General features: G+C 32.3%; 29 protein-coding genes. 8 read left to right on the top strand and 21 right to left on the bottom strand.

From position 1 onward, the window contains the following. Nucleotides 1–96 precede the first annotated feature (96 nt). A complete protein-coding gene (locus AC2D8K_RS06995; protein ID WP_002450318.1) occupies nucleotides 97–960 on the top strand; it encodes a GRP family sugar transporter in 864 nt (287 codons plus the stop codon). Between the two features lie 23 nt (nucleotides 961–983). Next, nucleotides 984–1,775 (top strand): glucose 1-dehydrogenase, encoded by a 792-nt coding sequence (locus tag AC2D8K_RS06990; RefSeq protein WP_002450317.1) that lies wholly within the window; start codon nucleotides 984–986, stop codon nucleotides 1,773–1,775. A 106-nt stretch (nucleotides 1,776–1,881) separates the two neighbouring features. Here the strand turns inward: AC2D8K_RS06990 and AC2D8K_RS06985 are convergent, their stop codons facing one another. Continuing rightward, nucleotides 1,882–2,793, bottom strand: a complete 912-nt coding sequence (locus tag AC2D8K_RS06985; RefSeq protein ID WP_002450316.1) for an AEC family transporter — start codon at nucleotides 2,791–2,793, stop codon at nucleotides 1,882–1,884. Nucleotides 2,794–2,928: 135 nt separating this feature from the next. Between AC2D8K_RS06985 and AC2D8K_RS06980 the strand changes: the two genes are divergently transcribed. Then, nucleotides 2,929–3,096: an SE1832 family protein gene (locus AC2D8K_RS06980; RefSeq protein ID WP_002450315.1), complete on the top strand. Its 168-nt coding sequence runs from the start codon at nucleotides 2,929–2,931 to the stop codon at nucleotides 3,094–3,096. A gap of 102 nt (nucleotides 3,097–3,198) precedes the next feature. Next, nucleotides 3,199–3,516, top strand: a complete 318-nt coding sequence (gene mspA / locus AC2D8K_RS06975; RefSeq protein ID WP_037551736.1) for a membrane stabilizing protein MspA — start codon at nucleotides 3,199–3,201, stop codon at nucleotides 3,514–3,516. A 47-nt stretch (nucleotides 3,517–3,563) separates the two neighbouring features. Here the strand turns inward: mspA and AC2D8K_RS06970 are convergent, their stop codons facing one another. The 3 genes from AC2D8K_RS06970 to AC2D8K_RS06960 all read right to left on the bottom strand — a co-directional run bounded on the left by AC2D8K_RS06970 (nucleotide 3,564) and on the right by AC2D8K_RS06960 (nucleotide 9,324). Further along, nucleotides 3,564–6,728: an efflux RND transporter permease subunit gene (locus tag AC2D8K_RS06970; RefSeq protein ID WP_484698307.1), complete on the bottom strand. Its 3,165-nt coding sequence runs from the start codon at nucleotides 6,726–6,728 to the stop codon at nucleotides 3,564–3,566. A 122-nt stretch (nucleotides 6,729–6,850) separates the two neighbouring features. Further along, nucleotides 6,851–8,101, bottom strand: a complete 1,251-nt coding sequence (locus AC2D8K_RS06965; RefSeq protein WP_002450312.1) for a lipid II:glycine glycyltransferase FemX — start codon at nucleotides 8,099–8,101, stop codon at nucleotides 6,851–6,853. Nucleotides 8,102–8,562: 461 nt separating this feature from the next. Next, on the bottom strand, nucleotides 8,563–9,324 hold the full coding sequence (locus AC2D8K_RS06960; protein WP_002450311.1) for a VOC family protein: 762 nt from the start codon (nucleotides 9,322–9,324) through the stop codon (nucleotides 8,563–8,565). A 175-nt stretch (nucleotides 9,325–9,499) separates the two neighbouring features. Between AC2D8K_RS06960 and AC2D8K_RS06955 the strand changes: the two genes are divergently transcribed. Next, entirely contained in the window at nucleotides 9,500–9,934 is a 435-nt protein-coding gene (locus AC2D8K_RS06955; protein WP_002450310.1) for a MarR family winged helix-turn-helix transcriptional regulator, read from the top strand. After that, nucleotides 9,931–11,136 carry an MFS transporter gene (locus AC2D8K_RS06950; protein ID WP_002450309.1) on the top strand — a complete coding sequence of 402 codons (1,206 nt, stop codon included), beginning with the start codon at nucleotides 9,931–9,933 and terminating at the stop codon, nucleotides 11,134–11,136. The genes AC2D8K_RS06955 and AC2D8K_RS06950 overlap by 4 nt, the downstream gene beginning before the upstream one ends. Before the next feature lie 89 nt (nucleotides 11,137–11,225). Here the strand turns inward: AC2D8K_RS06950 and AC2D8K_RS06945 are convergent, their stop codons facing one another. From AC2D8K_RS06945 to AC2D8K_RS06915, 7 genes are all read right to left on the bottom strand, one after another. Then, nucleotides 11,226–11,576 carry a SarA family transcriptional regulator gene (locus tag AC2D8K_RS06945; protein WP_002465440.1) on the bottom strand — a complete coding sequence of 117 codons (351 nt, stop codon included), beginning with the start codon at nucleotides 11,574–11,576 and terminating at the stop codon, nucleotides 11,226–11,228. Nucleotides 11,577–11,859: 283 nt separating this feature from the next. Continuing rightward, nucleotides 11,860–12,882, bottom strand: a complete 1,023-nt coding sequence (moaA, locus tag AC2D8K_RS06940) for a GTP 3',8-cyclase MoaA (RefSeq protein WP_484698304.1) — start codon at nucleotides 12,880–12,882, stop codon at nucleotides 11,860–11,862. A 15-nt stretch (nucleotides 12,883–12,897) separates the two neighbouring features. Beyond that, nucleotides 12,898–13,500 (bottom strand): molybdenum cofactor guanylyltransferase MobA, encoded by a 603-nt coding sequence (gene mobA / locus AC2D8K_RS06935; protein ID WP_002450306.1) that lies wholly within the window; start codon nucleotides 13,498–13,500, stop codon nucleotides 12,898–12,900. 5 nt (nucleotides 13,501–13,505) lie between these two features. Beyond that, nucleotides 13,506–13,739, bottom strand: a complete 234-nt coding sequence (moaD, locus tag AC2D8K_RS06930; RefSeq protein WP_002450305.1) for a molybdopterin converting factor subunit 1 — start codon at nucleotides 13,737–13,739, stop codon at nucleotides 13,506–13,508. A 1-nt stretch (nucleotide 13,740) separates the two neighbouring features. Further along, on the bottom strand, nucleotides 13,741–14,187 hold the full coding sequence (locus tag AC2D8K_RS06925) for a molybdenum cofactor biosynthesis protein MoaE (RefSeq protein WP_002450304.1): 447 nt from the start codon (nucleotides 14,185–14,187) through the stop codon (nucleotides 13,741–13,743). A gap of 5 nt (nucleotides 14,188–14,192) precedes the next feature. After that, entirely contained in the window at nucleotides 14,193–14,663 is a 471-nt protein-coding gene (mobB, locus tag AC2D8K_RS06920) for a molybdopterin-guanine dinucleotide biosynthesis protein B (protein ID WP_002450303.1), read from the bottom strand. Continuing rightward, nucleotides 14,660–15,919 (bottom strand): molybdopterin molybdotransferase MoeA, encoded by a 1,260-nt coding sequence (locus AC2D8K_RS06915; RefSeq protein ID WP_002450302.1) that lies wholly within the window; start codon nucleotides 15,917–15,919, stop codon nucleotides 14,660–14,662. Before AC2D8K_RS06915 ends, mobB begins: the two co-directional genes overlap by 4 nt. 61 nt (nucleotides 15,920–15,980) lie before the next feature. On the opposite strand from AC2D8K_RS06915, the gene moaC reads away from it, so the two are divergent. After that, the gene (gene moaC, locus AC2D8K_RS06910) at nucleotides 15,981–16,469 is read left to right on the top strand and encodes a cyclic pyranopterin monophosphate synthase MoaC (RefSeq protein ID WP_002450301.1); all 489 of its coding nucleotides are present in this window, start codon (nucleotides 15,981–15,983) and stop codon (nucleotides 16,467–16,469) included. 106 nt (nucleotides 16,470–16,575) lie between these two features. Here moaC and AC2D8K_RS06905 read toward each other — a convergent pair whose 3' ends face one another. From AC2D8K_RS06905 to modA, 5 genes are all read right to left on the bottom strand, one after another. Beyond that, nucleotides 16,576–17,079: a MogA/MoaB family molybdenum cofactor biosynthesis protein gene (locus AC2D8K_RS06905; protein WP_037551748.1), complete on the bottom strand. Its 504-nt coding sequence runs from the start codon at nucleotides 17,077–17,079 to the stop codon at nucleotides 16,576–16,578. 23 nt (nucleotides 17,080–17,102) lie between these two features. Beyond that, entirely contained in the window at nucleotides 17,103–18,107 is a 1,005-nt protein-coding gene (locus AC2D8K_RS06900) for a ThiF family adenylyltransferase (RefSeq protein WP_002450299.1), read from the bottom strand. 139 nt (nucleotides 18,108–18,246) lie between these two features. Next, the gene (locus AC2D8K_RS06895; protein WP_002450298.1) at nucleotides 18,247–18,852 is read right to left on the bottom strand and encodes an ATP-binding cassette domain-containing protein; all 606 of its coding nucleotides are present in this window, start codon (nucleotides 18,850–18,852) and stop codon (nucleotides 18,247–18,249) included. Further along, nucleotides 18,853–19,524 (bottom strand): molybdate ABC transporter permease subunit, encoded by a 672-nt coding sequence (gene modB / locus AC2D8K_RS06890; protein ID WP_002450297.1) that lies wholly within the window; start codon nucleotides 19,522–19,524, stop codon nucleotides 18,853–18,855. A gap of 12 nt (nucleotides 19,525–19,536) precedes the next feature. Then, entirely contained in the window at nucleotides 19,537–20,319 is a 783-nt protein-coding gene (modA, locus tag AC2D8K_RS06885) for a molybdate ABC transporter substrate-binding protein (RefSeq protein ID WP_002450296.1), read from the bottom strand. Between the two features lie 181 nt (nucleotides 20,320–20,500). Here modA and fdhD point away from each other — a divergent pair, with 181 nt between their 5' ends. Further along, on the top strand, nucleotides 20,501–21,307 hold the full coding sequence (gene fdhD / locus AC2D8K_RS06880) for a formate dehydrogenase accessory sulfurtransferase FdhD (protein ID WP_002450295.1): 807 nt from the start codon (nucleotides 20,501–20,503) through the stop codon (nucleotides 21,305–21,307). A 22-nt stretch (nucleotides 21,308–21,329) separates the two neighbouring features. Here the strand turns inward: fdhD and AC2D8K_RS06875 are convergent, their stop codons facing one another. From AC2D8K_RS06875 to AC2D8K_RS06855, 5 genes are all read right to left on the bottom strand, one after another. Next, the gene (locus tag AC2D8K_RS06875; protein WP_002450294.1) at nucleotides 21,330–22,085 is read right to left on the bottom strand and encodes a GNAT family N-acetyltransferase; all 756 of its coding nucleotides are present in this window, start codon (nucleotides 22,083–22,085) and stop codon (nucleotides 21,330–21,332) included. Between the two features lie 70 nt (nucleotides 22,086–22,155). After that, a complete protein-coding gene (locus AC2D8K_RS06870) occupies nucleotides 22,156–22,704 on the bottom strand; it encodes a biotin transporter BioY (protein ID WP_002450293.1) in 549 nt (182 codons plus the stop codon). A 69-nt stretch (nucleotides 22,705–22,773) separates the two neighbouring features. Further along, complete coding sequence (locus AC2D8K_RS06865; RefSeq protein WP_002450292.1) at nucleotides 22,774–23,712, bottom strand: nucleoside hydrolase; 939 nt, start codon at nucleotides 23,710–23,712, stop codon at nucleotides 22,774–22,776. A 142-nt stretch (nucleotides 23,713–23,854) separates the two neighbouring features. After that, nucleotides 23,855–24,775: an ABC transporter substrate-binding protein gene (locus AC2D8K_RS06860; protein ID WP_002450291.1), complete on the bottom strand. Its 921-nt coding sequence runs from the start codon at nucleotides 24,773–24,775 to the stop codon at nucleotides 23,855–23,857. 119 nt (nucleotides 24,776–24,894) lie between these two features. Continuing rightward, a complete protein-coding gene (locus AC2D8K_RS06855) occupies nucleotides 24,895–26,040 on the bottom strand; it encodes an acyl-CoA dehydrogenase family protein (RefSeq protein WP_145505450.1) in 1,146 nt (381 codons plus the stop codon). Nucleotides 26,041–26,119 lie beyond the last annotated feature (79 nt).

The following is a 26,119-nucleotide window of genomic DNA, read 5'->3' as shown; positions in this document are numbered from 1 at the left end:
CGATGTTTTTTACTATTCTACCAATTTGTTTTAAAATTAACTCCAAGTGTTATTAAGGGGAGCACTTAATTCGTAATTTAGGAGAGTGAGAAACATATGCAGTTTCTTGATATTTTAATCGCATTGTTACCAGCACTATTTTGGGGTAGTGTTGTTATAATCAATGTTTTCGTTGGTGGTGGCCCCTATAATCAAATCAGAGGTACTACTTTAGGTGCGCTTATTGTAGGTATTTGTTTACTTCTAAGTGGTAATGCAGCATTTGACGATTTAACAGTCATTATAGTGGGATTATTCTCTGGTGCTCTATGGGCATTTGGTCAAGGCAACCAATTAAAATCTGTTAACTTAATTGGAGTATCTAAAACAATGCCTATCTCAACAGGTATGCAATTGGTCGGTACTACATTATTTAGTGTTATTTTCCTTGGTGAATGGAGTACTATGGTACAGGTTGTTTTTGGTCTATTATCCATGGTGCTATTAGTCGCAGGTATTGCATTAACATCATTAAAAGCTAAAAACGAAGGAAAATCTGACGATCCAGAGTTCAAAAAAGCAATGGGTATTCTTTTAATTTCAACAGTTGGTTACGTTGGCTATGTTGTATTAGGAGATATCTTTAATGTTAGTGGTACTAAGGCGTTATTCTTCCAATCAGTCGGAATGGCTATTGGTGGTTTCATCTTATCCATGAATCATAAAACATCAATCAAGTCTACTGCCTTAAACCTTATTCCTGGTGTAGTATGGGCAATCGGTAACTTATTCATGTTCTATTCACAACCTAAAGTAGGTGTTGCAACTAGTTTTTCATTATCTCAATTATTAGTTATCGTATCTACACTTGGCGGTATCTTTATCTTAGGAGAGAAAAAAGACAGTCGTCAGATGACAGGCATATGGTCAGGTATTATCCTTATTATCATTGCTGCTATTATTTTAGGTAATCTGAAATAATTCATATTTTAGGAGGCTCTTAAATGTTTAAAGACTTAGAAGATAAAGTAGTCATTATTACAGGAGCCGGTAGTGGTATCGGAAAATCCTTTGCAGAAAACTTTGGTAAAGCTAAATCCAAAGTTGTACTTAACTATCGCTCTGATAAACATGATGATTCTTTACAAGAATCTGTTAATATCATCAAACAAGCTGGAGGAGATGCCCTACTTGTTCAAGGTGATGTATCAAAAGAAGCAGATGTTATCAATTTAATTAAACAGACCGTTGAGCATTTTGGTACATTAGATATCATGATTAATAATGCTGGTTTTGAAAAACCAACACCAACTCATGAAATGACGCTTGAAGAATGGCAAAAAGTTATAGATATTAACTTAACTGGCGCATTTATCGGTTCAAGAGAAGCAATAAAACAATTCAGAGATGAAGATAAACAAGGTGTTATCATTAATACTTCAAGTGTTCACGATACAATTCCATGGCCTAATTACGTCCATTACGCTTCCAGTAAAGGTGGATTAAAATTAATGATGGAAACAATGTCGATGGAATATGCTCAGTTTGGTATTAGAATAAACAATATTTCTCCTGGTGCTATTGTAACTGAACATACTAAAGAAAAATTCTCTGATCCAAAAACACGTGCGGAAACATTAGAAATGATTCCTGCAAAAGAAATTGGCGATGCTCAAGACATTGCTAATGTAGCATTATTCTTAGCATCAGATTTAGCTCATTATATTCACGGTACTACCATTTATGTTGATGGTGGCATGACAAACTATCCTGCATTTATGGGTGGTAAAGGCTAAATCGAAAAAATAAACCATGCAATATACATGCATAGTATATGTTATTTAATAACATTATGGCCGCATGTATTGCATGGTTTTTTTATTTAACTCTATGACAAAATGACTATGAAACAAAGAATGCTTGATACATATATAATATAATAATACTAATGACAATCGTTAAATTAGTAACCATACCTATTAAAGGTAACGTTTTGTATTTAAATTGGATTGAATAAGGTATTATCGCCACACCTACAGGTAATAACCATGTGATTAATAATGTCGTTTTAATCATTTGATCAGATACCGGTAAGAAATAATGTACCAGTAGTCCTGCACCTAAACCAATACCATAATGTAGGCATAGGTATTTGATTGCAATAGGTAAATAAGCTCGATCAATTGTAAAACTCAACATAACACCTAATAAAATCATAGACATTGGCATATTGGCTTTACCTAAAATTGAAAAGAAATCTATGGCTACTTTTGGTAAATGAATGTTAGCCATATTTAGTGTAAACATAACAATATATGTAACAAGTGGAACGGACTGAACGAGTTTTAGACCTAAAAATTTAAAGTTAAATTGGTCGCTTCCCTCACTATAGTAACTACCAACAAAGTAAGTTAAACCGAACATAATTACTGCTCCACCAATATCAACCATTCCAAAATAAACCATACCCGTTCCCGGCCAAATAGCATCTACGAGTGGATAAGCAAATAATCCAATATTCATAGAACCAATCATCATACCTACTGAACCACGCATTTGATTATTATATTTTCGAAAACACCAAATAACAATAATTTTAGCTAATACTCCGTAAATAATCATCATAACAGGCAATATCGAAAACGATGGATTTAAATCAGCATGATTCAAATTAACAATCACTAAAGAAGGTAGGGTTACATTTAAAACTAAAGTGGAAAGTACTTGACTATCCGTTGCTTTTAAGTAATTAATTCGCTTTAAAAAGTACCCTAAAGCGATTAAAAGAATAATCATTACAAATTGCTCCGTCATACCAACCCTTCTTTCACGTATCTCAACTCTTACAATTGATAACTTTAACACATTTGCTATAAATTTTAGAACCACTTTGTTTCATGATATAATTTAAATACTCTGTAAAATAATAAATAAAGGAGTTGTCTTTGAATGAAGTTAGAATCTAAATTAGCTGAACTAAAATATGATTATACGCGTCTTCAAGGTGACTTGGAAAAACGTGAGTCATTAAATCAAAATATCGATCCACTAGTTAATCAACTAGAAGAAATCGAAAAAGAGATGGCTAAGGTGAGAAAGCAAATAAATGAACAATAGTGTTTGTAGTGTCACAATATCATTACATTTTTATTATAGACATCCTAGTCATAAATAAAAGAACGTGCTAATATAAATTCGAAATAGAAAGGATGTCAATTCATGAAATTATACTTAATCTTATTACCTTTACTATACTTAATTGTAAGTTACATAAGTATATTCAAAATGAATTCTATATTTACTAGAATTTTAAGAATAATCATGGCTGTTTTATTATTATTTGTAGTTGCTATTACGACAATGCAATTCCCAAATGAAAATTGGTGGGTATTCATAGTCTTGTTACTATTAGTTGGTAATGTTGAAGTAACAGCATTTAAATCACTTAAAAATGATATTAAAGGTGTAAACATATTAAACATCTTATCCATCGGATTATTCGTAATTTATATTATTCTTACTTTAATTTTATATTAATAGTTAAGCCTCTTATCCCTTAGTTGGGATAAGAGGCTTTTTACATACTATTTTCTATTTAATTTTCGGTATATTTTATCTTTAAGTGTAAATAATATTTCATAAATTACTGGAACAACGATAAGTGTTAATATCGTTGAAGAAATAAGTCCACCAATAACTGTTGCAGCCATACCTTTAGAAATGAGTATAGAACTGTCTTCTCCAAAGAGTAATGGTACCAACGCGCCTATCGTTGCAATAGCTGTCATTAAAATAGGTCGTATTCTTGTGCCACCTGCTTCTATCAATGCAGATTTCATATCCATTCCAGATTTTTCGTTATTAATTACTCTATCTATCAATACAATAGCGTTGGTCACTACAATACCAATTAACATCAACATACCAATTAGACTTGGTACTGAAATTGTTTCACCAGTAATTACAAGTGACAGTACAACACCAACAATTGTAAACGGTAACGAGAATAGAATGGTAAATGGTGCTAAACCACCTTTAAACGTAATCACTAAGATAAGATATACAATAATAATTGCAGCTAACATGGCTATCGCAAGTTGAGTCATAGCAGAATTAATATCATCTGTTGCTCCACCTACGTTTACTTTTACGCCGTGAGTTTTATCCATCTTATTCACTTTTGACATGACTTTTTGAGAAGTGCCACCGACATCGCTATTTGTAATCTTACCAGAAACAGTTGTTGAATAGTCACCATCTTCTTGTGTTAGTTTACTTGGTGTTGATGATTTTTCCAGTTTGGCAATCTCACTTAATTTAATTGTTCCACCCGTCGGTTTCTTCAATTTGATATTTTCTAATTTATTTTGAGACCAATCTGTCTGTTTGTTTTGTTTTACTTTCACATCAATTTTCTTACCATTTTCTTTTACTGTCGTAACTGTTTTTTCAGGTAAGTTTTCATTTAAATTCATAGCTAATTGACTAGCTGATATACCATTATCAGCTGCTTTATTTTGGTCAACTTTAACTTCATATTGTTGATATGTTTCTGACAAGTCGGATTTGACATTATTGATACCTTTAACATCTTTCATAGTACTTTCTATTTTATGAACTGTGCCTTTAATCGCATCTGTTGAAGGTCCTTGAACTGTCACTTCAATTGAATCATTTCCTGCACCGGTACCTAGATCTTGGTTCTTCCATTGTCCTGGATGTTTAAAGGAGTCCACATGCTTAAGAACTTTATCTGGTTCTTCTTCAAAGTTAGGTGTGTCTTTATCATAGTCTACCATCAAGGCCATACTATTTGTACTTCCTGTAGGATCGGAAGGTGTTGGTCCACCTACTGAATATTGTACTGTTTTCACTTTATTTTTTGTTTTAAGATATTTTTGAACTTGTTCACCATGTTCAAGTACGGATTTTTCAGTTTCTCCAGGCTTTGGTGTATAAGTTAACGCCATGAATTTATTATCACCTGATGAAATGTAGCTTGTACCTAGTTTAGCTGCACCTAGACCAATACTGCCTACTAGTAGCACAATACTAATGATAATAACTATCCATTTATGATTGAGAGACCAATAGAGTAACTTTTTATAACCACTGTTGATTACACCTTGCGCTTGTTTCTCAGGTTTAGTTTGAATTCCTTTTCTAAACAATGTTGAACCTAATGCCGGAACAACAGTAATAGATACTAATAATGACGCTAATAAACTGAAAGTGATCGCTAATGCAAATGGTCTGAACATCTCACCAACTGATCCTGATACGAATGCTAGTGGTAAGAATACGATGATAGTCACAAGAGTTGAAGATAGAATAGGTTTAAACACTTCCGTTGTAGCACTGACAATAAGTGAATCACCTTTAAGTTGTTCATTTCTATCTGATAAACGTCTATATATATTTTCTACAACAACAATGGAATCATCAATTACACGTCCAATTGCTACTGTTAGGGCACCCAATGTCAGTATATTTAATGATACATTAGATAATTTAAGTGCAACTAATGCTATTAAGATTGACATTGGTATTGAAACAATTGAAATAGCCGTTGTTCTTATATTTCTTAAGAATAGAAGTATAACTACTATCGCTACAATGGTACCTAAAGCTGCTTTTTCAATCATCGTATATAATGAATCTTCAATAGGTTTTGCTGTATCCATTGTTTTAATGGCTTTCATTTCACTATTATTTTTTTCAAATTCATCTACTTTTTTCTGTACATCTTTGGCAACTTGAACAGTATTAGCATCTTGTGCTTTAGTAATTTGTAAGTTAACTGCGTCCTTGCCGTTTGTTTTAGAAATAGATGTACGTTCATCACCAACTGATATATCCGCTACATCTTTTAATTTAAATGATGGCATTGAGCTAGACGAACCTTGCTTTGAACTACTTGCCGATGATGGCTCTGATGGCATTAAACTTTCACTATCCTGATTATCATCACTTCCACTGTCACTACTTTGTCCTTGACCAGCAATTGTCGCTGGTATCTTTAAATTCTTAAATGCATTAACAGATGTAAATTGTCCATCTACAACAATCGATTTGTCTGTATCTCCAAATTGGAATAAACCTAAAGGTGTTTCCCTAGTGGCAGTCTTCAGATAGTTTTCAACATCGTCTGCCGTAACATCTTTACTATCTAACTCTTTTTGTTTAAATTTCAATGTCACTTCACGATTGGTTTGACCATTTAATTGTGCATTTTGAACACCATCAATCGTTTGTAATTTAGGAATAAGTTGTTGATTTAACTTTTTCGTCACCGATTTTAGATCATTATCTTTATCAGTTAAAGAATATGCGATAATAGGAAAGGCATCCATCGAATTACGTGTTAATTCAGGATCACTGACGCCATCTTTAAATTTGATTTTGTCTATTTCCTTCTTCAATTGTTCCTCTGCTTTATCCATATCTGTGTCATTGTTATATTCAACAGTCACTATAGAAGCATTTTGAATAGATTCTGTTTTGACACTTTTAACATAAGCCATCGATCTCACTTGGCTATCAATTTTACTACTAATTTCATCTTGTGTCGTTTGCGGTGTTGCACCTGGCATTGTTGTTTGGACAGAAATCATAGGATTTTCAACATCTGGTAATAATTCAAGTTTTAATTTCGCGCTAGCATATACGCCTCCCAAAATTACAAGTAATACCATAAGGAAGATGGCGAATTTATTACCAAGAGAAAATTGCAATAGTTTTTTTATCATTTATCAAGTGTCCCCTTTTATTAATTTCTAGTATTAGTTCGATACTCATAAATTGCAATGTTCATTCAAAAAAATCTGAACGTTCTTTTATAAATAGAATCGTTCAGATAAAATGGTTAAATTTATTTACGTTTTAATTTTCGTGAAAGTTTAATTTTAGCTTTAGTTAATTTAGGTTTCACTTGTTCGATAAGTTGATACAATGGTTGATTTAAAACATAGTCAAATTCACCAATTTTTTCACTTAAATAAGTGCCCCATACTTTTTTGAACGTCCATAATCCATAGTGATCAGACTCTTTGTCTGGATTATTATCAGTTCCGCCAAAGTCATAAGTTGTTGCACCATGATCACGTGCATATTTCATCATTGTATATTGCATATGATGGTTTGGTAGGAAATCACGGAAATCGTTAGATGATGCGCCATATAAGTAATATGATTTATTTCCTGCAAACATTAATAATGCACCTGATAGATAAATACCGTCTGGATGCTCTTTTTCAAGTTCTAGTAAATCATTTTTTAAATCCTGAGACTTTTTAATTTTGCTATTTGCATCATTAATTTTATTTAATGTTTTTTTGTCTTGCTTTTTATTTTGAAGCTTTTCAATTTCATTTTCTAAGTCTTTAATTTCTGAATTTACCGTTTCAAGTACTGGTTTAGGTTCTAGTTTAACTAAGAATAATTCTGCATCACCATCATCGTGTAATGCATCATAAATATTTTCAAAATAGCTAATGTCTCGTGTTAAGAAACCGTCACGTTCACCAGTAATTTGCATTAAATATGCAAAAGTTTTCAAGCCGTCTCTGCCAGCTCTTTCAACTTTTGTCCCACGTTTAAGGGCAAGCCTTACTTTAGATCGATTTCGTCTTTCAAAACTTTGAATAATCTCTTCGTCTGATTTATCTATTGGTGTAATCATAGTCATTCTAGGTTGAATATAATCTTTAGATAAGCCTTCTTTAAATCCTTTGTGTCTAAAGCCAAGGTTACGTAAATTTTTCAACGCTTCAGTACCATTTTCTACTTCAACATCTGGATCTATTTTAATAGCATAGGCTTTTTCGTCTTTAGCTACTTTTTTCGCTTCTTCTAATAATTGTGATAACGCATCTTTGTTATCATATTCTGTTACAAATCCTCTTGAAACATAACATAATGTAAATGGTAGTTTAGGAATCTTTTTAAATAATAATTGTCCAACACCTTTGATTTCACCATTTTCACCAACCGCAATTCTTCTTGAATACCATCCAGTCAATTTCTTAGTTTCTGCCCATTTCGTGAGTTGCAGTAAATCGCCATTTGGATGAGATTTTACAAATGCGTCATGTTCTTGATTAGTGATATTCATCTTTTCCATGGTTTATAATATCTCCTTTATATTAACAATACCTATAATTATACATCGTCTGGATATAAGTGTCGACAAAACACATTAACGATTAAACTTCAATATTTAATTCTATTTCCATCAATATTTGATGCGTATATCTATCAAGTTGAATTTGTCTTTAAAATTATATTAATATTGATATAATATATTACCTAATTTTAAAGGAAAGAAGTGTGTTTTATGCGTCCAACACTTATCGTTTTGTTAATTTTTTTAAATCTGATTGCTATTTTCACTTCTGTACAAAGTGGACTTTCCATCGACTACTTTAGTCTGAAAGTCATTATAGCAGCATTCACTTTAGTATTATCTATACTATTTTTATTAATTAGAACTACATCATTAAGTAATTACTTGAGTATTTTATCAGTTATCATTGCTTGCATTCATATCTCTTTTATTATTCAAAGTGCTTATAATTATCTTTATTAATGAATCGGCTCGAATCGATATTTAGCACCTCTAATATATAGTGAATATGGTGCTGTCGCTTCAGTATCTTTAAGAACTACGGTATGATAACCCGATTGTTTACCATCTTCAATACGGAAATAAATCTGATCTTCTTTCAAAATTAAATCCGTATATTTTTCAGTCTCTTCAACTATTTCCATATCAAACCAATTTTGCCAGTTATTCACTGTCTGAGCTCTCTTACTACTTGAAACCATAATCATATCAATAGAAAATTGAGTTTGATACAACGACTTAAGTTGTTCATGTCGATTTGCGTCCCCTTGATCCCATTGAATAAAAAATGGAGGTTTGACCATATAACTAGGATCAGCAATATAGAGAAGACGCCAAGTTATTTTTTCACCCTTTTTAGTTTCTCTTTCCATATTTACAGGGCCAATGACATCTATGTTTCTTTCTTCTAAAGTCTGTTTAATCGCATCAATATTACTAGTTCTTAAACATATTGTTTTAAACCCCTGTTTAAAATTATCTTGAGCGATTTTTGTTGCAAATGATACTCTTCCTTCTTCAGTTTTCGCTAATTTTTGCAATTTCTCTTGATCTTCTACATCTAAAAATTCTATGTAATTTTCATTTATATAGGACAACTTATTAAATGTTTCAAATTTATGGTGTTTACCTCCGGAATTGAGTTTAACTACCTCACCTGGAAACTTAAATTGCTCTAATTGATCAATGTAATGAATGATATGATCAAATTTCAAATCCATGTTATGAGCTCCTTTTTGCATTTCTTAATTCTTATTTTAACAAATGTAGCAATAATTTACTTCTAAAACCTAGCAAAAAAGTATTGCAAAATATAGCTATTAGTCCTATAATAATTCTTGCGTTTTAAAAAGGTTAGCTAAGCTAACTAATTAACAAATGTTTTGGGGTGTACTCATGATTAGTAATGATTTTTTTAATAGTTTTATAAGTATTTACCGACCTTATATTAAATTAACGCAACCAATATTAGACCGATATGACATTCATACTGGTCAATGGCTTGTTTTAAAAGACATAGCTCAATTCCAACCGACAACGTTAGTTAATATTTCGTATCGCCGTTCTATAGAGAAACCAACAACACGAAAGTTCATCAAAGTATTATTAGAAAAAGAATTGATCACATTTACAACGGGTAATGACAAGCGTCAAAAATGGTTGAGCTTAACAAAAGAAGGCATGCAATTATATAACGCGATAAATAATGAGGTTAATGAGATACAAAGTGAAATTATTAAAAAATCAGGTATTAATGAGCAACAATTATCAAAAATTATCGAGTCAATGTCTATCATTTATGAAACAATACTAAAGGAGAGTCAAGAATGAATGAATCGTCAGCAACTAAAGCACCTATTTTTACCAAACGCTTCAATCTAAATTTCATCATAAACTTTTTCGTATACTTATGTATGTATTTGTTGATTGTTGTAATTGCTGGATATAGTAAATCTGAATATCATGCCTCAGATAGTTTAGCCGGCCTTGTCGTTGGTTTATTTATTGTGGGATCATTAATCGGTCGTTTTGGAACAGGTAAATATGTAAATTTATTTGGTCCTAAAAAGATATTAATATTTGGTTTAAGTTGTTTAATAGTAACTCAAGCACTTTATTTTATTCCGAGTAATATTTATTTCTTAATGTTTGTACGTTTGATTAATGGTATTGCTACAGCAATTGCTACTACAGCCACTGGTACTATAGCAGCTTACGTAACGCCACAAACTCGTAAAAGTGAAGGTATCAGTTTGTTTTCATTAAGTTTAGTTTTAGGAACTGCCGTAGGACCTTTCTTTGGTATTCTACTACTTAATGCCTTTTCAATAACTGTTCTATTCACTTTATGTATTATATTAAGTATCATTGGTTTACTTTTATCGTTATTCATTAAAATTGACTTTGAAACTGTTAAACCTAGTCATAATGATTCAGGACATAAAGGTTTCAGTATCCACAACTTCATCGCTAAAGAGGCAGTTCCAGTAGCCATCGTGATGATGTTAATTGGTGTGACTTATGCAGCTATTTTAACTTATTTACAAGTGTTTGCAGAACAACGTGACTTAGTTAATGCCGCAAGTTACTTCTTTATTTTCTATGCTATTGCTTCATTAGTCACTCGACCTATAGCAGGCCGTCTCATGGATAATAAAAATGAAAATGTTGTGGTTTATCCAGCATTCATTGCACAGATATTATGTTTTATTTGTTTAGTTTTCAGTTATAATAGTGGCTTATTATTACTTGCTGGTATTTTACTAGGTATCGGTTATGGAAATCTTTCTTCATCTATGCAAGCTATTTCCATTAAAGTATCACCATCATCCAAATATGGTTTAGCCACTTCAACTTATTTTATTGGTCTAGATATCGGCGTAGGCTTTGGACCTTCATTCTTAGGATTATTTACGCATATGGTTTCATATGGTCAAATTTATGGAGCAATGGCGATATTAGGACTATTGACTACAGCCGTTTACTTCTTGGTACATGGCAAAAAAGTTAGACATTCCTATTCTTATGAATAATGACAAAATCTAACAAATTTTACTAAATTAAAAAAGCTAGAGAAACCTCTTTAATAAGGCTTCTATAGCTTTTCTTTTTTAATATATTGTTAGTTTGCGATACTAATCGCTTCTATTTCATTAATCATTTTATCTATTAATTTTTTTTGTGACGCATTGAAGAAATAATACACTTGTCGTTCGTCTGTTTCAGAACGCAATTTTGAAATAAGTTCTTTTTTATAGATTTTACGGATAATGACATCAATTTTACTTGTATCCCAAAGCATTTCAAAATGTAATGTATCTCTTAATTCTTTACCACTTATTTTCTCACCTTCAAAGACTTTGTATAATACAACAAATTCTTCAATTGAAATACGATAGGTTGATTTTAACCAATGCTTAAGTTGACTTAGCTCTCTTTCAGATGCAATAAAACCTTGTACTTTATTTGTCATAATAAAATGCCTCCTATGTTGATTCTTAGATGTGATGTTTGTATTGTACAATTAAATTGCTTAACTTTATTATATAACAAAGTTAGAATTTTATCTATTACAAATATTAAATTTAAGTCTAAAATTGGTTTAGAAATACATCATTTTAAAGTACGCTTTTAATATTGAAAAGTAATTAAATGTAAAAGAACAGATATCGCAATACATTTTTAATCCATTAAATGAATATTTGTTTCTAAAATATGAGTCTTCTTTTGTTCATAATTAGTTTGACAGTTTAATGTTATCCGCCTATATAATTCATATTAATTTTGTTACGCTTTCTATTTCGTACAGTTTGTTCAGTTCGTTCATCAGAGTAACGATCGTCTCTAATATGCCATAATGCTTTAAATTGCTCTAGTAACATTTCGTCTGATGCACCTGATCGCATTAACGCTTTGACATCAAAACCCTCTACTTCTGCAAATAAGCAACCATAAAATTTTCCATCTGAAGATAAACGTGCTCTCGTGCAAGTTGAACAAAATGACTGTGAAACACTTGTAATTAATCCAAATTTCACTTGATTATCTTTATGTCTATAGTACTTTGCAACCTCACCAAAATATTTAGGTTCTACTGGTTCTATATCAAAATGTTCTTCTACCATACTTAACATTTCATCTTTCGTAACGACTTTACTAAAATCCCAACCATTATCGTTCCCTACATCCATAAATTCTATAAACCTTATCTCAATGCCTTTATATTTAAAGTATTCTATCATTGAAATGATTTGGTCGTCATTGACGCCTTTTTGAATGACTACATTCACCTTAATTTTAAAGCCTATAGATATTGCATAATCAATCTGTTCTAGAATTGTAGATGCTTTAATATTTCGATTGTTAATCGCTTGAAAGACTTCATCATCTATCGCATCTAAACTAATATTAATTCGTCTTAAACCTGCATTGTATAGATTTTGACCATGTTTTTTTAATAGTAAACCATTCGTAGTTAATCCTATATCTTCTATACCATCAATTTGATTCAGTTGCTCTATGAGTTGATAAAGATTTCTGCGTAAGAGTGGCTCACCACCAGTAATCCTAATTTTTTTGACACCTAATTGAGCATATAGTTTAGATATTCTAACCATTTCCTCAAATGTTAATAACTCTTCTTTAGGTAAAAAGACAAAGTCATCACCAAAGATTTCTTTTGGCATGCAATAATCACATCTAAAATTACATCTATCAGTGACAGATAATCTTAAATCTCTTATCGGTCGACCTAATTTATCTTTAATTTGCTCTACCATCATGGACCCTCCTTATTAACTTAACTGTTGTTTTAAAGTGTCCAAGTCTTGTTGAGAATTGATATTGTAATACCAATATGACGGTGCTTTGATATCTTCTACTTTAATCCAATCTATATTCATTTGATTATATAATTGTTTAAAACTATAATCATCGGACTCTAAAATAGTTTCTATCATGGCTTTCGTCTTAGGACTGTAAAAACCAATTGTTGGAATATAATGTCCTGCTGCTTTTACCGTTGCGATATCTATTTGATCATCTATTAAGTGTGACACCATAAACTGATAGAGTTGATTAATAGCTCTTTCATTAATCATAGGTGTGTCTACTGACACTACGAAAAATAATTCTTCATCTGGATACTCTTGCATAGCTGTTAATATACCTGCTAATGGGCCTTTCCCTTTATGTTTATCGGTATCAACAACCACGTTTGGATGTGCAAATTGATTTTTCAGTTGATTGTTTGTACTAATAACAATATCATTAAACATATTTGTTGATTCCAATACTTTGATAATTCGCTGATAAAACATTTGCCCTTCAACTTCGGCAAATGCTTTAGGACGTTCAAAGCGTCTGGACTCTCCTCCAGCAAGTATAATTGCTTTCATTTATCTTATCCTCCGCTGACTGGTGGGATGAGTGCCACTGTATCACCAGTTCCTATCATATCTGTATCTTTAACAAATTCTTCATTTACTGCAATTTGAAATTGCTTATGTGTTAATTCAGGATGTCGTTGCAATAGTAAGTCTTTAAAATCTGCAACCCTAACCCTTTCTGACAAATCGATTGATTCCGATTGTTGATTGATTATATCTTTAAGTTCTGCAAAGTAGAGTACTTTCATTTTACTTCCCCCTATGGCTTTCATCGTAGCTACCTTTTTGATGCCCTTGCCACTCTGATCCATCTTCCCAAATTTCTTTTTTCCAAATTGGAACAATTTCTTTAATTCGCTCTATTGCATATTCATTTGCCTGATATGCATATTTACGATGTGGTGAAGATACGACAATTAAGACAGCTATGTCTGATATTTGTAATGGGCCTATTCTGTGAACAATGGTTGTGATGGTTCCGGGCCACTTTTCTTCTATCTCTTGACCAATTTGAGCCATTTTCTTCTCTGCCATTGGAATATATGCTTCATATTCTAAATACTCTGTTTTAACACCTTTCGTCCATTCACGTACATGTCCAGTAAACATGACCATTGCACCTTGATGTTCATTTAACGTGAATTCACGATAAGGCTCGGTTTGAATCGGCTTTGTTACGATTTCAAATTGCTTCATTTTGCTCAATCCTTATGTGTTACTTTATTTATTAACCATTCATCAAATTTTTGATAAGCATTTGGTTCATTTAATTTTATCCTATAACATATATTGTTTAAATGATTTAACTCACGTAATTGTTTTTCATTCTCATAAACAATAATCTTGTCATAATTTTCATGTTTAAAGCCTTCAACTAAAACAACATCACAATCAATTGTAACAGATTCCTTAATAATATTAGAAAGGCTTTGTTCAGTCGATCTAGTGACTGTCTGACGATAGGCATGACCTTGTACAATACTTTGATCGGCACCAGATTGAAAGTGTTTCATATGGTCTACGTGCTGATGTTGTAATTGAATATCTTCACCTTGATGACCATGATGTTTGATGCTTGCAACTTTAAAATTTCGCTCTTTTAAAAATGATATTGCATGTGTCATCAATGTCGTTTTTCCAACATTTTTATATCCAATCATTTGTAATATCATATATTTAATTCCTCTTCGTAAGCCGCTGACTCTGTGAGTATAACATCAACAGTATGTCCCTGTTTAAATCCACGTGTCCCTCCTGGCAACATAATCATGGCATTTGCATGTGCTATGGCTACTACTGCACCCGATTTATTAAAACCAGAAGGTACAACAGTTGCACCAGCAGAAGTTAATGTTGCAGTAGCTCGTATAAATCTTGTAAACGGATTTGCTTTAGTAAAATCTTCCATCAGTGTTGCTTTCACAATTTGAGGATACATCGCTTTGGCATTCATCAAATGATTCATCGCTGGTTTCACAAATAATTCAAATCCTGTAAAACATGCAGACGGATTACCTGATAAACCAAACAAATATTTTTGATCAGCTACGGCAACGGTTGTTACACTACCTGGACGCATAGCGACTTTATTAAATAATACATTGGCATCTAAAGCTCGATAAATTTCAGGTAAATAATCAAAATCTCCAACAGATACGCCACCTGTCGTAATGACCATGTCATGTTTCTCCATTGCATGTTTAACAACTTCAATACTACTTTTTAAATCATCTTGTTGTATTTGATAAGACCCTACGTTGATACCAAGTTGTTCAGCTAGTGCTTTAATCATAGGTCCATTTGAATTTCTAATTTTACCTGGTTGAAGTTCATCACCAACTTCTAACAATTCACTACCAGTAGCGATAACTGCGATACTAGGTTTTTCATAAACTTCAACTTCTGTATAACCATAAGTTGCCAAGACTGCGATAGCACCTGGGTTAATACGTTGCCCAGCTGTTAATACAATGTCACCTGTTTGTGTTTCCTCACCTTTTAAGGATACATTCTCATGATGTTCAAAAGATTTTCTAATCGAAAATGTATCTTCTTCCTCAACTGTTTGCTCAAACATCACCACTGCATCTGCGCATTTTGGTAATTGTGCACCTGTCATAATACGTACCGCTTCGTGTTGCCCAACTTCTTTTTGCGACACTGAACCAGCACCAATATGATCTATCACTTTAAATTTAATTCTATGCTCACCACTAGCACCTATAGAATCTTTACTTCTAATTGCAAACCCATCATAAGGTGACTTATCAAATCTTGGAATATCATAGGTAGCTATAATGTCATTCGCCAATACATGCCCAATACTTTCTTCTAATGCCACAGTGGTCTTATTTGAACGAATATTTTGATTTACAATTCGTTGAATAGCTTCTTTTACAGGAATTGGACTTCTTTTTTCAAATGTCATATGATCATCTCCATAAATAATTTTTCATGATATACTTGTGTCGATAAGAAGGAGGATTAACATGTCAGAATTTACACACATTAATCAACAAGGTAACGCTAAAATGGTCGATGTTTCTAATAAGGAAGTTACTAAACGAACAGCTATTGCACATTCAAGTATTATAGTGAATGAAACAATTTATCAACAAATTGTTCAAAATACGAACGCTAAAGGTAACGTATTAAATACTGCTCAAATTGCTGGAATTATGGCTGCTAAAAATACTTCAACGATTATTCCAATGTGCCATCCGCTTCCATTAACGGGTATAGATGTTTCGTTTGAATGGAATACAACATCGTCAAATCATTTCGAACTGAATATTCAAGCTACAGTATCTACAACAGGTAAAACTGGTGTAGAAATGGAAGCCTTAACTGCTGCTTCTGTAACAGCTTTAACCATCTATGATATGACCAAAGCAGTTGATAAGGGAATGACAATAGGCCAAACTTATCTAACATCTAAATCCGGTGGAAAATCAGGCGATTATCATCGATCAAATTAGTTTAAATTCAATAGTTAAGAGAGGCAATGGGACATAAATAATATAGAGTCAACTACTGACAATATAAGATTTAAATTTTAAAATTTACGTCCCAGCCTACTTATTTTCATTTCGTTACTTCATGTATCAAATGATTAAGTTCAGGTTTAATAAGCTTGTTAATAGCTAATTTAATGGCACCTGTAGATCCAGGCAACGCAAATAACAATGTTTTATCATGTGTGCCTGCTACTGCTCTTGATAATAATGACCTCGTACCTACATCTTCTGTATAGCTTAAATACCTAAACAATTCTCCAAATCCTTCAATTTCTTTGTCTAATAAAGGTCGCACAACTTCAATAGTTACATCTCTTTGCGCAATCCCTGTACCACCAGTTGTTATAATGACATCAATATGTTTTTGTTGTAACCATGTTTGTAATTGATTGTAGATAGCCTCTTGATCATCTTTTACAATTTGATAATTTTCCTTTTTGATATTTACATTCTCGTCTTTTAATAGCGTTTGTATCAGTTGACCTCCCTTATCTGTTTCATAATTCCTAGTATCTGAAACTGTAAGTACTGCAACTTCTATATTTCTATCTAATTTTACATTTGTATGCATCATTTAAGTCCTCCTAACAATGATTAACCAAATAATTGATTAATTAATTTTGTAGCTTCATTAGGGTTATTCATACCGTGAATAAGTAATCTTCCACCATTAAATGCAACGATACGATAACCATTGAATGAAAAAACGATCATATATGGATTCTGTTTATATTGAATATGATGCGTCTTTAAAAATCTTTCTAACATTTCCTGGGAAATCATCGAATTATTGTATTGTACTGTATCTCTTCCACATAACGTTGTATATTGACGTTGTCTATTCTTCAGGAATGGATAATGAGGTGTTTTTCCACAAGTCGGACATGTATCATTTTGCATATTTTTAAAACCAATGGCATGATGGTAACCTTCCCAAATATCACCATATTTCAATTTGATATCTGTGGTCTGATTGGTTAGAACTTTTAAAGCATCAACAAGTTGAAAACTAGTTGTCATTGTTACAGCAGGTTGTATAACTCCGACTGTATCACAAGTCAAATTGATTGAAGGCAAGTGTGGGACTAAGCAATTAAAACAAGGCGTCTTGCCAGGTATGAAGGTTGTTTGAGCATATGTACTTTGAACAACACCCCCATATATCCATGGTATACATTTTTGATATGCAATATCATTAATGAGTTGTCGTGTTTCAAAGTTATCAGTTGCATCAATGATTAAATCGATATGCGTTGTGTAGGTGTCTAAAAAGTATGCATCAACATGTGATACATAAGCATTAATAACAATATCATGACGAATCGCTTCTAAATGCTTCTTAGCTGCAATGACTTTTGGTAACATATCTTTTGCGTCGTGTTCAGTGAACAAGGTTTGTCTCTGTAAATTACTAAGCTCAATGTAATCACGATCAACGATTGTCAGGTGTTGAATACCTGCTCGGACCAAACCTTCTGCCACATGAGTTCCCAATGCACCCATACCTACAACCATGACATGTTTTTGACCAATAAGATGTTGTCCTTCTTCTTTAATATGTTTAAATAAGATTTGCCTTGAATATCTCTCTTGATCCATCTTTGAATCTCCCTTAAATAGTATTGCTTCTATTATAAAACTTGTTGGACAAAGTGACAAAAACCATACATAAAACAAGCGAAACTATAATGATGAATATCATCTAAATATAGTTTCGCCAAAATGATTTACGCTAAGTTTAAGAAATCATTATTATTTCATCAGCAAGCGTATGTGCCTCTTCATTTGAATGTGTAACAAAAATAATTGGTATGTTCCATAATTCATAAATTTTATGGACTAGGTTCATACTCTCTCTCTTAGTGTTGTCGTCTAAACTAGAGAAAGGTTCGTCTAATAGTAATAAGTCGGGTTTAATACTTAATGCTCGAGCTAATGCTACACGTTGTGCTTCCCCTCCAGATAATGTGATAGGATATTGATTAACTATATGTGTAATGTTAAGTGTATCCATAACATAATTGATATGATCGGAATATTGTGCCATAAAAGTAATATTCTGTTCCACCGTTAGATGTGGAAATAATTGATAGTCTTGAAATAAATAACCAATACATCTCTGTTGAATTTTCATCTGTGTTCGTTTAGATGTACTAGTAAGCAATCGTTGATTCACTTCAATTTCAGCTTGATCCGCTTTTTTCAGACCCGCAATCATATTTAATATAGTAGTCTTTCCTATTCCAGATGGTCCTTGTATAGCATAAATCTTAGGAACATCATCATTTATATGAATCTCAATATTGCGCTGATTAATCTTGTGTGAGATGTCAATTTTCAACATTTAATCACGCTCCCTGAATTTATCATAATTCATTAAATTGATCGTCATGATAACTACAATAGAGAATGCTACAAGTACTAAGACCCAAAGCCAAGCTTGATTTTCTTTACCTTCAACTACTAAGAAATAAATTTCTAATGGTAATGTATTTGTTTTATTAGGAATGTAACCTGCTACCATTAATGTTGCACCAAATTCTCCAATTGCTCTCGCAAAGCTCATCACGATACCAGATAATATATAGCGTTTCGATAACGGAAGTACAATACGATAAAATATTTTACTTTCACTTGCGCCCATTGTACGTGCAGTATCTAACATACGTTTATCAATACTATTAAAGCCTTGAATCGTATGTTGGTACATAAGCGGAAAACTTACTATCACTGAAGCGATAACCGCCCCTGTTAGTGTAAATACTACTGGCAAATGTAATATATTATTGAAGAATTGACCTATAATTCCTCGTGGTGAAAAAACAATAAGTAATATAAACCCCATCACTGTTGGCGGTAAGACGATAGGTAATAAGATGAAACTCTCCACTATTTTTACCCATCGCTTTTTACGATGGTATAGCCATTTAGATACTATGATACCTAATATCATGACGATGATCGTACTCATTGTTGCTACACGGATAGATATCCAGAATGAAGTTAAGTCAGGCATGAAAGACAACTCCTATGCTGAGAACTGATAGTCTTTGATAATTTGTTTAGCTTTATCTGTTTTTAAGAAGTCCATCCATTCTTTAGCTAATTTTTTATCAGAAGTAGCTCCCGCTTTATAAGTGATTGGTTTTGATAGCTTCACTTGTTTAATTTCTTTTACATTATCAATTTTTTTCTTATTTTTATATAAATCTGTTTTATATACAAATCCTTGTTGCGCATTACCTTTTTGTACATAATTCAACACTTGTTTAACATCTTTTGCATAAATGACTTTGTCCTTAACAGTATTCCATAAGTTGTTTTCTTCTAAATATTGTTTACCATATTTACCTGCTGGTACTGTTTCGATTTGGCCTAAAGCCAATTTATCATTTTCTTTTAAATCTTTAACAGAATGATAGTCTTTGTCTTTTTCACCAATAAGTACTAAGTTATTTTTAGCATAATTATATGTATTATGTGCTTTCTTTTTATTTTTTAAGATATCAACATCTTTGGTATTAGCTGACATAATGACATCAACAGGTGCACCTGATTCAACTTGTTGTCTTAAGGCACCTGAACCGCCATAGTTGAAGTCAACTTTCGCCTCCTTATGTTCTTTTTCAAATTCTTTTTTCAATTCTTTACTTACATCTGTTAAACTTGCTGCTGCTGAAATTTGTAATTCCTGTTTCTTACCATTATCAGCCTTGTCACTTTTTTTACCATTGTCAGTAGATGAATTCGAACATCCTCCTAACACAAGTAAACTCATTAACATCACTACAAAAATACTTTTATATTTCATTATAGAACCTCCTTAATCTCTATTATACTTCAAGTTATATATAATTTATTATGACATTTTCGTGTAAACATTTGATATCAATTTTAATTTAAAACTTTTCTTAAATCTATAGAACATAATGATTTAAAATATGCTACTAACCCTTTAATATATTAATTATAGAGATAAAGGGAGTATAGGTATGAATAGAGATATATCATCTAATCAGAAAATTGTACGGTATGAAAATGGTCAACTTCAGCATAGTGTTGACACATATGTAACTGAATTCCCATTAACTATTATGGTAAATGGCGAAGAATTTGCCACTGTTATTTGTAGCCCTACTAATATGGAAGAATTAGTTTTGGGCTTTCTAGCTTCTGAAGGTGCCTTATTAAAAAAAGATGAATTAAAGTCCATTCAAATTGATGATAGCAAAGGCTTTGCCCATGTCGAATTAACAAAGTCTCTAAATGACCGCTTCGAGTATTCCACTAAGCGCATGATTGCTTCATGTTGTGGTAAAAGTCGCGAATTTTATTTTCAAAATGATGCCGCTACTGCTAAGACATCGCTTTCTAAAATTACAATCACACCTCAACAAGTACTGAATATGATGACTCGTTTACAAAGTGCAAGTACGATATTCAAACAAACAGGTGGTTTGCATAATGCAGCAATTAGTGATGGTGATGCATTTTTTGAACATCGACAAGATATTGGACGTCATAATGCACTAGATAAGCTATATGGTTTTTGTATTCAAAACCATATACCTGTTAGAAATAAAGTTTTAATATTCAGCGGTCGTATTTCGTCAGAAATTTTAATCAAGGCTGCTAAAATTGGCGTGGGTGTTATATTATCTAAGTCAGCGCCTACTACACTTGCGATTCAACTTGCACATGATTTAAACATCACAGCAGTAGGTTTTATTAGAGATGGTAATTTCAATATATATAGCCACCCTGAACGTATTAAAGCTGCTAAAGATTCTACCGAATAAGTCGAATCTTTAGCAGCTATTGTTATATTTTTTCTTTTAAAACTTGATATCTAAAACTACGATATACATACCCTTGTTTCAAATACATGTCTTTAACTGTATCTTCACCATCGGCAACTAACATCACTGGTCGGTCACCGGCTAGTTCACCTACAAATGATTGCATCGTTTGTCCGATACCCTTTCTTTGGTAGTCCTCTAAGACACCAAAACCATCTATTTCAACCGAGTTTTTATTTTCAATGATGTCTACAATACCAACAGGTTGAGCGTTTAAATAGCTAATCATTGGTGTTGCTCTATTAGTATTAAAATTTTGTTTAACATTCTTAACGCTTTGTTCCGCATATTTTTTACCAAATGGTAAAGAAAATTGATAATAAATATCAAGATAGTCTTGCAAGTTCCCCTTATTAACTTTGACTAATGTGACGTCATTTCTTTTGTTTAATTGAGCTAAATCATGTCCTTCTATCAGATAAAATTCTAAGACACCCAATTTAAATCCTAGTTCTTTAAATAAATCAAACCAAGCTTCATTAAGATACTCATTTTCTGGGAAATAGAAGGATAAATGGTCAGATCCTTGTGCAACATGCATTTCTTTTTGAGTTTCAATATCTGTTAGCCATTGCACTTGTGTCGGACACTGATGATATAACCATGTATTATTGGAATATTGCAGTGCATCAGTCGGTGTTAAATAAATGGTTTTACGTGCATCTTCTGATAGCATATTTCCTTCTAAATAAATGTCTGATATCGTCAAATGTTTCATCCTTATCCCATCCCTGTTGATAATTAGAATCGTTTATCTTTCTTATATGAAACATTGTCTTACAGTCATTTTATTTAATCAACTGTTTGAATCGAGAATGATTCAATATCGTTGCCCCTACTAAGCTTGCTATGATTGCTTTAATAATGTCACCAGGCATAAATGCTAACGATAATTTAATAGATTCTTTCACTGGGATATGTGTAATGATTCCCATAATGATTGTTCCTAAAATATCTAAAGCAAGGACACCTACCACTAAAGTCACAATGAATAAGATAATAAAATTGATTTTATGTAAATAATTATCTCTAACCCATCCGATAAAGAAAGCAACAAATGGATATAAGAATAAAAATCCTGCAGATGGACCAGCAAATGCACCTATACCGCCACGTCCACCAGATAAAACTGGTAATCCTACTGCAGCTAGTAATAAAAAGATAACTACGCTTAATGTACCTAATTTTCTACCTAAAATGATACCTGCTAAGAATATACCAATATTTTGTAATACAATTGGAACTGGCATGATTGGTAACGGAACCCCAGGTACTAATCCTAAAACACAAATGATTGCAGCCATTAGTGCTGTGTATACTAAATCTTTTGTACTCAATATGTTCATCCTCCTTACATGAAGATGATTATACCACTAATGTAAACCTAAGTGAATATATAGTTTACATTATTTTGCTCGTTTTGCTAAATCGCCTATATAGTTAAAGAACTTATTGCGTTCTACGTAATTGATCATATTAATCTCTCTACCATTATCACTTTGAACAGTTCTACCTTGACTCGGACCATGAGCAATTACATCTACATTTAGTTTTACTGATTTAGTTAATTTTGGATTTCCAACATAAGCTGTCGTAAGTACATCCCATAAGAAATACGTTGAATTAGTAACAAAATGAGTTAATGGTGGGACTGCTGCATAACTAACACCTAAGAAATCAATACCTGTAAAATGACGCTCATCAGCCCAACGTTGTCTTACATCTAAAGTTAATGGGACTTGGTTTGTACTTTCTAGTGCAACCATGTCTATTTTAATTTCACTATCAAATACTATTTTAACTGCTTCTGGATCCCAAAAAGCGTTCCATTCTGCAGTGCCATCATGTTCGGGTTCTTCAACGTTCCCTTTTTCTAGAAATGTTCCGCCCATCCAAACAAGTTTTTCAATTTTATTTTCGATTGTTGGATCAGTTTTTAAAGCCTTTGCTAAATCTGTTAATGGTCCAGTAAATAGTAGAATGAGCTTATCTTCTGCTTTTTTAAGTTTATCTATAATATCTTCATAAGCTTCAAGTGTGTTTTCTTTTGACTCAGCACTGGCCACTTTTTCATTTAAAATAGGTAATGCATCCATGAAGAAAGCATGCATTCTCCAATCTTTTGGAAATGGATTTTTGCCTCTTTCATAAGATGGTGCAACATCAAGTTTTTGCTTCGAAAAACGGTTAATTATTTTTATAGATGCACTTAAAGATGGCTCTAAGTAACAATCTGCTCCAATTGTACTAACTCCTACTAGTTCTACATTATCCATATGTATAAGTAAAAATAATGATACTAGATCATCGACGCCACCATCATGATTAAAATAAACTTTTTTCATAGATGATTCTCCTTTAATTGTATTTAAACATATTATAATTATGAGTTATTTCATTATATCTAATAATTACAAAGATTACACAAAAGAACAAAAAGAAGTTGAGCCATCGACCATGACTCAACTTCATCTTTATTGATATTGATTATTTAGTATCCATTAATTTTTTCTTTAAATCTTTACGCATAAAGTCTAAACTGTATGGATCATTGTACCAGTATGTTTCTGCTTTCACTTTAATGACTTTATCATTTTTAACTGCCGGCAAGTTTTTCCACATATTAGTTTTTTCATAAGCTGGTGTCGCTTTGCCTTCACTTGTTGAAACAATGTAATCGCCAGCGTATTTATCAACTTTTTCTTGTTTTACTTCAGCAAATCCTGCTTTTTTAGTTAAATCATCAACTGCTTTAGGCATTTTCAAACCAAATGCTTGATAAAGAATTTCGCCACCACGGCCCCAATGATCGCCGTAAGTATATAATTTCTTATCAAATTCATCAAAAATGGTTACAGTTTTATCTTTACCAATTTTATCTTTGATTTCTTTACCATCTTTAGCAGTTTGATTTTTCCAGTCTTTTTCCCATTTTTTAACTGCATCTTCTTTACCTAGTAATTTACCTAATTCCTCTTGTTGTTCTAGATAATTGTGTTTTGCATAGTTAAATGGAACAGTTGCTGCAATTTTCTTGTATTTTTTTATATTTTTATTTTGATCTAATACGATAATTAAATCTGGTTTTTCTTTGGCAACTTTCTCAACATCGTCGTCACCAACTTTAGTAACACCTTTAAATTTATCTTTTAAAACATCACTTTGATCAACTTGGTTACTTACTGCTACGACGTTACCACCTAATTTTTTTAAGCCACCAGCATATGATGGTGCAACAACAGCAATACGTTTTGGATTTTTAGGAATATCAATTTTTTTCCCGTCATCCGTTTTGTAAGATTTTGTTTCTGCCTTTTTATCAGACTCTTTAGAGCCATTCCCTGAATTGTTACCACATGCAGCTAATAACAACACGAGCGCTATTAAAGGTAATAATAATTTTTTCATATTTTCCTCCTAATGAAAACGATTATCAATTTCATTAAAATTATACAAGATTGCATGTAGTTTTACAATAAGATTTTATAATAATTAATTTGATATTTTACAATGAATGTCAACCTAACTTACATTAAACCAGTAATACTTTTAGCAATATTAGTATATGCCATATCTTCCATTGGTGGATTATGAAGTCCTGCTCGTATATCACGATAATATCTTTGTAGTGGTCTCTCCATCTCCAGACTCTTAGCACCAACAATTCTCATTGCTAAATCTACCACTTCCAATCCTTGATTTAATACTAGGACTTTACTTGCAGATGTCTCATTCCAAATATCCGTATCTTTCTCATATAATTGATATCCATGAGCAGTACTCCATAGAAAATGTCTTGCAGATAATAAAAGTGATTCCATTTTACCTAGATTTTGTTGTACTGTCGGAATTTCAGCAATTGTTCCATCTATGCTATTAGGACTATATGTTTTTGCAAAATCTACTGCATAGTCTCTTGCTGCTTGAGCAATACCTAAATATACACTTGGAATATGCAATATCCATCCATTCAATGATGGCTTACGTTGATGTTCTACAAAATATTGTTCAGGTATCTTCACATCATTTAATACTAAATCATGACTTTCAGTTGCTCGCATACCTATCATATTCCAATTATCAGCAATATCTACGCCTTCAAAGTCTCTAGGAACCAAAAAGAAACCCACTTGTCCTAGTTCTTCTACATAAGCACCAACCACAAAGTGTGTTAACGCCTTACTCATTGATGTAAAAGTTTTGACACCATTTAAGACATATCCGTCATCTACTTTGACTGCGTTTGTAGCAGGACGACCACCTCGTGTAGGACTACCAGTTTCTGCTTCACTCACTGCACGATTAACAAGTGCACCCTTCTTCACTTCTTCAGCAAATTCATCTAACAAATCTTGTGCCCACATTTGTTGTTCATAAAGCTGACCAACTACACTTAAATGCCAACCGATAGATAGTGCAGTTGCACCGTCAATACTTGCTAAATATGTTTGTAGTATCACCATATCTTCAATTGTTCCACCCTCACCACCATATGCTTTAGGTAAGGTTAATAATGTATATCCTTCATCAATAAGCCATTGTACATTTTCATATGGAAAACGTGATTCAATATCATTGTTTTCTACATACGATTTAAATTGATCTTCTACTGATTTAAATTTTTCTATCCATTTTCGTTGCAACTCAGTTTGGACTAATAATGATTGTCCCATTTCTTCACCTCATTAACGTATTACTTTTAGCTTAATTATTCTTAGTTTAACACTCGACATTATTAATTAAAAGTACCGA

It is taken from the genome of Staphylococcus sp. 510 (assembly GCF_057219715.1).
Note: the sequence above shows the minus strand (reverse complement) of the source record. Positions and strands in the feature narration are given on the sequence as shown.

Excerpts from the sequence above, each read along its gene's own strand:
- AC2D8K_RS06915 (WP_002450302.1), bottom strand. The coding sequence starts at position 15,919 with ATGACATTTGAAAAAAGAAGTCCAATTCCTGTAAAAGAAGCTATTCAA.
- mspA (WP_037551736.1), top strand. The coding sequence starts at position 3,199 with ATGAAATTATACTTAATCTTATTACCTTTACTATACTTAATTGTAAGT.
- fdhD (WP_002450295.1), top strand. The coding sequence starts at position 20,501 with ATGAATAGAGATATATCATCTAATCAGAAAATTGTACGGTATGAAAAT.
- moaC (WP_002450301.1), top strand. The coding sequence starts at position 15,981 with ATGTCAGAATTTACACACATTAATCAACAAGGTAACGCTAAAATGGTC.
- AC2D8K_RS06925 (WP_002450304.1), bottom strand. The coding sequence starts at position 14,187 with ATGAAGCAATTTGAAATCGTAACAAAGCCGATTCAAACCGAGCCTTAT.
- AC2D8K_RS06985 (WP_002450316.1), bottom strand. The coding sequence starts at position 2,793 with ATGACGGAGCAATTTGTAATGATTATTCTTTTAATCGCTTTAGGGTAC.
- moaD (WP_002450305.1), bottom strand. The coding sequence starts at position 13,739 with ATGAAAGTACTCTACTTTGCAGAACTTAAAGATATAATCAATCAACAA.
- AC2D8K_RS06875 (WP_002450294.1), bottom strand. The coding sequence starts at position 22,085 with ATGAAACATTTGACGATATCAGACATTTATTTAGAAGGAAATATGCTA.
- AC2D8K_RS06955 (WP_002450310.1), top strand. The coding sequence starts at position 9,500 with ATGATTAGTAATGATTTTTTTAATAGTTTTATAAGTATTTACCGACCT.
- AC2D8K_RS06895 (WP_002450298.1), bottom strand. The coding sequence starts at position 18,852 with ATGTTGAAAATTGACATCTCACACAAGATTAATCAGCGCAATATTGAG.
- AC2D8K_RS06965 (WP_002450312.1), bottom strand. The coding sequence starts at position 8,101 with ATGGAAAAGATGAATATCACTAATCAAGAACATGACGCATTTGTAAAA.
- modB (WP_002450297.1), bottom strand. The coding sequence starts at position 19,524 with ATGCCTGACTTAACTTCATTCTGGATATCTATCCGTGTAGCAACAATG.
- mobB (WP_002450303.1), bottom strand. The coding sequence starts at position 14,663 with ATGATATTACAAATGATTGGATATAAAAATGTTGGAAAAACGACATTG.
- AC2D8K_RS06960 (WP_002450311.1), bottom strand. The coding sequence starts at position 9,324 with ATGGATTTGAAATTTGATCATATCATTCATTACATTGATCAATTAGAG.
- AC2D8K_RS06945 (WP_002465440.1), bottom strand. The coding sequence starts at position 11,576 with ATGACAAATAAAGTACAAGGTTTTATTGCATCTGAAAGAGAGCTAAGT.
- AC2D8K_RS06995 (WP_002450318.1), top strand. The coding sequence starts at position 97 with ATGCAGTTTCTTGATATTTTAATCGCATTGTTACCAGCACTATTTTGG.
- AC2D8K_RS06990 (WP_002450317.1), top strand. The coding sequence starts at position 984 with ATGTTTAAAGACTTAGAAGATAAAGTAGTCATTATTACAGGAGCCGGT.
- mobA (WP_002450306.1), bottom strand. The coding sequence starts at position 13,500 with ATGAAAGCAATTATACTTGCTGGAGGAGAGTCCAGACGCTTTGAACGT.
- AC2D8K_RS06970 (WP_484698307.1), bottom strand. The coding sequence starts at position 6,728 with ATGATAAAAAAACTATTGCAATTTTCTCTTGGTAATAAATTCGCCATC.
- AC2D8K_RS06865 (WP_002450292.1), bottom strand. The coding sequence starts at position 23,712 with ATGAAAAAAGTTTATTTTAATCATGATGGTGGCGTCGATGATCTAGTA.
- AC2D8K_RS06950 (WP_002450309.1), top strand. The coding sequence starts at position 9,931 with ATGAATGAATCGTCAGCAACTAAAGCACCTATTTTTACCAAACGCTTC.
- AC2D8K_RS06980 (WP_002450315.1), top strand. The coding sequence starts at position 2,929 with ATGAAGTTAGAATCTAAATTAGCTGAACTAAAATATGATTATACGCGT.
- AC2D8K_RS06860 (WP_002450291.1), bottom strand. The coding sequence starts at position 24,775 with ATGAAAAAATTATTATTACCTTTAATAGCGCTCGTGTTGTTATTAGCT.
- AC2D8K_RS06855 (WP_145505450.1), bottom strand. The coding sequence starts at position 26,040 with ATGGGACAATCATTATTAGTCCAAACTGAGTTGCAACGAAAATGGATA.
- AC2D8K_RS06900 (WP_002450299.1), bottom strand. The coding sequence starts at position 18,107 with ATGGATCAAGAGAGATATTCAAGGCAAATCTTATTTAAACATATTAAA.
- AC2D8K_RS06905 (WP_037551748.1), bottom strand. The coding sequence starts at position 17,079 with ATGCATACAAATGTAAAATTAGATAGAAATATAGAAGTTGCAGTACTT.
- modA (WP_002450296.1), bottom strand. The coding sequence starts at position 20,319 with ATGAAATATAAAAGTATTTTTGTAGTGATGTTAATGAGTTTACTTGTG.
- moaA (WP_484698304.1), bottom strand. The coding sequence starts at position 12,882 with ATGGTAGAGCAAATTAAAGATAAATTAGGTCGACCGATAAGAGATTTA.